The organism is Angustibacter peucedani (assembly GCF_054779595.1).
In genome coordinates this window covers 1-5160 of record NZ_BAAGXY010000011.1, presented here as the reverse complement: position 1 = coordinate 5160, position 5160 = coordinate 1, and the positions used below count along the sequence as shown (strand labels likewise).

Annotated in this window: 4 protein-coding genes and 1 pseudogene; 2 read left to right on the top strand and 3 right to left on the bottom strand. The window is 76.3% G+C overall.

Going from position 1 to position 5160, the window contains the following annotated elements:
* The 3 genes and pseudogenes from ACYVJ4_RS03485 to ACYVJ4_RS03475 form a co-directional block, all read right to left on the bottom strand.
* Positions 1-264 (bottom strand): annotated as a pseudogene (locus tag ACYVJ4_RS03485) (hypothetical protein); the annotation flags it as partial.
* A gap of 103 nt (positions 265-367) precedes the next feature.
* Positions 368-1102, bottom strand: a complete 735-nt coding sequence (locus ACYVJ4_RS03480) for an ECF subfamily RNA polymerase sigma factor, BldN family (protein ID WP_460458719.1) — start codon at positions 1100-1102, stop codon at positions 368-370.
* 75 nt (positions 1103-1177) lie between these two features.
* Positions 1178-2005, bottom strand: a complete 828-nt coding sequence (locus tag ACYVJ4_RS03475; RefSeq protein WP_460458718.1) for an HAD family hydrolase — start codon at positions 2003-2005, stop codon at positions 1178-1180.
* A gap of 242 nt (positions 2006-2247) precedes the next feature.
* Between ACYVJ4_RS03475 and ACYVJ4_RS03470 the strand changes: the two genes are divergently transcribed.
* Positions 2248-2430, top strand: coding sequence for a hypothetical protein (locus tag ACYVJ4_RS03470; RefSeq protein WP_460458717.1), 183 nt, complete (start codon positions 2248-2250; stop codon positions 2428-2430).
* Positions 2431-2483: 53 nt separating this feature from the next.
* The coding region (locus ACYVJ4_RS03465) for an ATP-binding protein (RefSeq protein WP_460458716.1) at positions 2484-5160 on the top strand (2677 nt) is incomplete at its 3' end.

The following is a 5160-nucleotide window of genomic DNA, read 5'->3' as shown; positions in this document are numbered from 1 at the left end:
CCCGGGGGCCGGGCGGCGGGTGGTGACCAGCGGCGTGGTCGGGCGCGCGGGCTCGGCCGCGAGCGCGCGCGAGCGGGCCTCGGCCTGCTCGACGAGCTGCTCGCGCAGCCGGACGACGAAGGCCGGGTCGGGGTTCACCGCCGGGCGCGGGATGGCGCCGGCCAGCCGGCCCAGCTCGCGCAGCTGCTCGGGTGCGCCCTCGACGTCCTCCCCGTCGAGCAGGCGCGCGAGCAGGTCGGCGTCACGTCGCGCGGTCAGCGCCACGTCCCCCACCTCCCGTACCTGTCCTGCCCCCGGTGCGCGCCGTCGTCGCGTCTCGTCCTGCTCAACGACGGCACCGGTCGCGGGTTACGGGTGGGACGCGGGTTCACGGCCGCTCACCGCCGAGCTCGCGGTGCAGCGACCGGACGGCGCGCAGCTGCAGCTGCTTGACCGCCCCCGCGGTGCGCCCCATGGCCTCGGCGGTCTCGGCCAGCGACAGGCCCTGGAGGAACCGCAGCGCCAGGCACTCCTGCTGGTCGGGCTTGAGCCGGCGCATGGCCTCGACGAGCCGCTCGTCGCGCAGCCGCTCGAGCACCGAGTGCTCGGGCGACGGCTCGCGCTCGTCGCAGTCGAGCAGCTCGCCGGTGGTGACCTCGAGCTTGTACCGCGAGCTCTTGACGTGGTCGACGACGATGTTGCGCGCGATGGTGACGAACCACGCGGCGATGTCGCGGCCGGTCCAGGTGAAGGAGTCGAGCCGGCGCAGCGCGCGCAGGAAGGTCTCGGAGGTGAGGTCCTCGGCCACGTGGTGCGAGCCCACGCGGTAGTAGACGTAGCGGTAGACGACGTCCACGTAGCGCTCGTAGATCAGCGCGAAGGCCTCGCTGTCGCCGTCCTGGGCCAGCGTGACCAGCGCCCGCACGCGCTCCAGATCGGCGTCGTCGGCCGGCTCGGGGTCGCGCCGGCCGCCCGTCGTCCCGCCGGACGTCGGGGCGTCCGCGATCGCCCACCACACCCCGCCGGCCAGGGCCGGCTGCGGCTCGCCCCACGCCTCGACCAGCCGGCGCAGCGCGCGCAGCCCCGCCACCCCGGCGGCGTCGGCGGGGCGGTACGGCGGCAGCTGGTGGGTCGTGCGGTCCCTCCGGGCTGTGGGCTGGGTTCCGGTGGTGGGTTGGTGGGTGGGCTGGTGGGTGGCTCAGTGGTGGCGGCGGCGCAGAGCGGCACCCGCGGCGACGCCGCCGGCCGCGGCGCCCACGCCGGCGATGGCGGGGACGCCGACCTTGGCGGCCTTGCGGCCGGTGCGGTAGTCGCGGACCCGCCAGCCGCGCGCCTTGGCGTGCGCGCGCAGCCGGGCGTCCGGGTTGATCGCGCAGGGGCGACCGATGAGCTCGAGCAGCGGGATGTCGTTGGCCGAGTCAGAGTAGGCCGAGCAGCGCTCGAGATCGAGCCCTTCGTGCTCGGCGAGGGCGGCGACGGCGTCGGCCTTGGCCGCGCCGTGCAGCGGCTCGCCGACCAGGCGACCGGTGTAGACGCCGTCGACGCTCTCGGCCACGGTGCCGAGCGCCCCGGACAGGCCGAGCCGGCGGGCGATGGTGTCGGCCATCTCGATCGGCGTCGCGGTGACCAGCCAGACGCGCTGCCCGGCGTCCAGGTGCAGCTGGGCCAGGGCGTGCGTGCCGGGCCACACCTTGTCGGCCATGACCTCGTCGTAGACGTGCTCGCCGATGGCCGTGATCTCGGCGACCGAGTGGCCCTCGACGAACGACAGCGCGCGCTCGCGGATCAGCAGGACGTGCTCCATCTTCTCGCCGACGGCCTTGAAGCGGGCCTGCATCCAGGCCATCCGGGCCAGGTCGGCGAGGGTGAAGAAGTCCCGGCGGTACAGCTCGCGCGCGAAGTAGAAGATGCTCGCGCCGCGCAGGATCGTGTTGTCGACGTCGAAGAACGCGGCGGCGGTGGGGTCCGGCGGCACGGTGAGCTCGCCGGTCAGCTCACCGAGCCCGTGACCAGCGGGTGCGCGCAGCGGCACCAGCGGCGGTTCGACGTCCACCTACCGGAGAGTAACAACCCGGGACGAACCGCACACCTCTTTCGTGATCTCCGCCACGTCACGTCTCGGCAGGTCTGAGGTACCTCAGAGGCGTCTGAGGTGGGGGACCACGCCGGCCGGAGCCGCAGATAGGGATCACGCCCGATGTGACGGGGTACCTCAGGGGCGCAGATTCAGGGACGTCGGAACCGCAGTCCACGACCTGAGGAGCAACCGTGTTCCAGCCCTTCTCCAGCCAGTCCGTCTCCGCCGAGGTCAGCTACCACCGCGACCAGATCCGCGCCGACTTCGGCCACCGTCAGCGGCCGTACCGCCGCGGGGGGGCCGGCGGCGGTGCCGTGGCGCCCACCCAGCGGCCCCTGCCGCCCACCAGCCGGGCCCGCGTGCGTCCCGCCTGACCGGGGCGACGAACGTGTTCGCCCTTGTCAGCGGCACCCACGATGATGTGGACGTGCCCGCGGACCCCGCCCACCCGACGGCCCCGTTGGTCGGTCGAGCCGAGGAGCTCGACCGCCTGGCGGGGCTCGTCGGCGTCCACGACCCGGCGCCGGCCGGTGCATCGGTGCTGGTCTCCGGCGACGCCGGGGTGGGCAAGACCCGCCTGCTGAGCGAGCTGCGCGACGCCGCGCTCGCCGCGGGCTGGCAGGTGCTCGCGGGCCACTGCCTCGACTTCGGCGACAGCACGCTGCCCTACCTGCCGTTCAGCGAGATCTTCGGCCGGCTGGCCACCGAGCGCCCGGCCGAGGCGCAGCGCGTGGTCGAGGCGCACCCCGCGATCGCCCGGCTGATGCCCGGACGTCGGCTGCTGGCCGACGGCGAGCACGCGCCGTCCGCCCTGGTGCCCGGCGTCGAGCGGGCCGACCGCACCGACCGCTCCGACCTGTTCGAGGCCGTGCACGCGGCGCTGGCAGAGCTGGCGGCGGGCTCGCCGGTGCTCGTGGTCGTCGAGGACGTGCACTGGGCCGACCAGTCGACGCGCGAGATGCTCGGGTTCCTGTTCGCCCGCCAGCGCGAGGTGCCGGTGGCGCTCGTCGCGACCTACCGCACCGACGACCTGCACCGGCGCCACCCGCTGCGCCCGGCCGCCGTCCAGTGGTCGCGGCTGCCGACGGTCGCGCGGCTGGCGCTCGACCCGCTGCCCGACGCCGCGGTCCGCGAGCTGGTGCGCGCCCTGCACCCCGCGCCGCTGACCGAGGCCGAGGTGCACGGCATCGTGCGCCGGGCCGAGGGCAACGCGTTCTTCACCGAGGAGCTCGTGGCCGGCGTCGAGCGCGGCGGCGGCCCGCTGACGTGGGACCTCGCCGAGCTGCTGCTCGTGCGCCTCGACCAGCTGGGTGACGACGCCCGGGCCGTCGTCCGGGCCGCCGCGGTGGCCGGACGGCGGGTGTCGCACGCGCTGCTGGTGCGCGTCGCCGGGCTCGACCTGCCCCGGCTGGACTCTGCGCTGCGCGCGGCGGTCGACGCCAACGTCCTGGTGCCCGCGCGCGGCGACGGCTACGCGTTCCGGCACGCGCTGCTGGCCGAGGCGGTCTACGACGACCTGCTGCCGGGCGAGCGGGTCGGCCTGCACGCCGCCTACGCCGAGGCGCTCGCCTCCCGCGAGGTCGAGGGCACCGCCGCCGAGCTCGCCCGGCACGCGCGCGCCGCCCACGACCTGCCCACGGCGGTGCGGGCCAGCATCCAGGCCGGCGACGAGGCCATGAGCGTGGGTGGTCCGGACGAGGCCACGCTGCACCTCGAGACCGCGCTCGAGCTGCTCGGCGACGCGTCCCGCGAGGACTCCCCGGCACCCGAAGTCGACCGCGTGCTGCTCACGCTTCGGGCAGCCCAGGCCGCCATGGCGGCCGGGCGCAGCCACCGCGCGCTCGCGCTCGTGCAGGAGCAGCTGGCCGCCCTGCCCGACGACGTCGCGCCCGAGCGGCGGGCCACGGTGCTGGTCGAGCTGGCCGGCGTCGCACTCGTGAGCGACACCACGGTCGACGCCCTCGCCCTCACCACCGAGGCCCTCCACCTGGTGCCCGAGGACCCGCCGAACCCGTTGCGCGCCAAGGCGATCAGCATGCACGCCCGCGCCAACCTCGACCACTACCGGCGCGACGAGTCGGCGCGCTGGGCGCAGGAGGCCGCGACGCTCGCGCGCGACCTCGACCTGCCGTCGGTGCTCGTCGAGGCCATGACGACGCTGGCCTACCTCGACCGCCGGGCGGGCGACCTCGCGTCGTCGCGCACCGCCCTCGAGCAGAGCGAGCGCAAGGCCCGCGCCAACGGCGACGTCGCGGCCCAGCTGCGCAGCCTTTACGGGCTCGGCTCGCTGGAGTTCGAGAACGGCGAGCTGGCCGCGGCGCGCGAGGCGTTCGGGCGGGCCGTCGAGCTCGGCGCCGAGCGGGGCCGGCCGTGGGCGCCGTACGCCATCGAGTCGCGCTGGCTCGCCGCGTCGGTGGCGTTCGTTGCGGGCGACTTCGACGACGTCCTGCGGCTGAGCGACGTCGCGGGCTCGCGGCCGCCCGGGGTGGCCGAGGCCCTGATGGCCGCGTCCCGGCTCGCGGTGCAGGCCGCGCGCGGCGACGCGGCCGGGCTCGAGGTGCTGCCGCACCTGCGCCCGTGGTGGGCCAAGGAGGGCGTGGTGGCGATCGCGTCGGCACCGGCCATCGACCTGCTGGGCGACGCCGGCGACCTCGAGGGTGCCGTGGCGGTGCACGACGACGCCGTGCGCAGCGTGCTCGCCCTGTGGCAGCGACCGACCTTGCACGCCCAGGTGCGCCTGGCCGCGCTGCTGCTGGGCCAGCTGGGCACCGAGGCCGCCCGCGAGAGCAGCGCCTCGGCCCGGGCCGACCTGGCGCGCCGGGGCGGCGAGCTGGTCGAGACCGCGGCGCGCGCGGCCTCGTGGTCGCACGAGCCCGGCGGGCGCCCGGGGCCCGAGGGCGCGGCCTGGGTCGCCCGGGTGGCGGCCGAGGACGCGCGGCTGCGCTGGCTCACCGGCGTCGACCAGCCGGACGACGTCGAGCTGGTCGGCCGCTGGCAGCAGGCCGTCGCGGCGTTCGAGGGCTTCGGGCACGTGCACGAGACGGCCCGCAGCCAGGCCCGGCTCGCGGCGGTGCTGCGGGCCACCGGGCGGGCCGACGACGCCG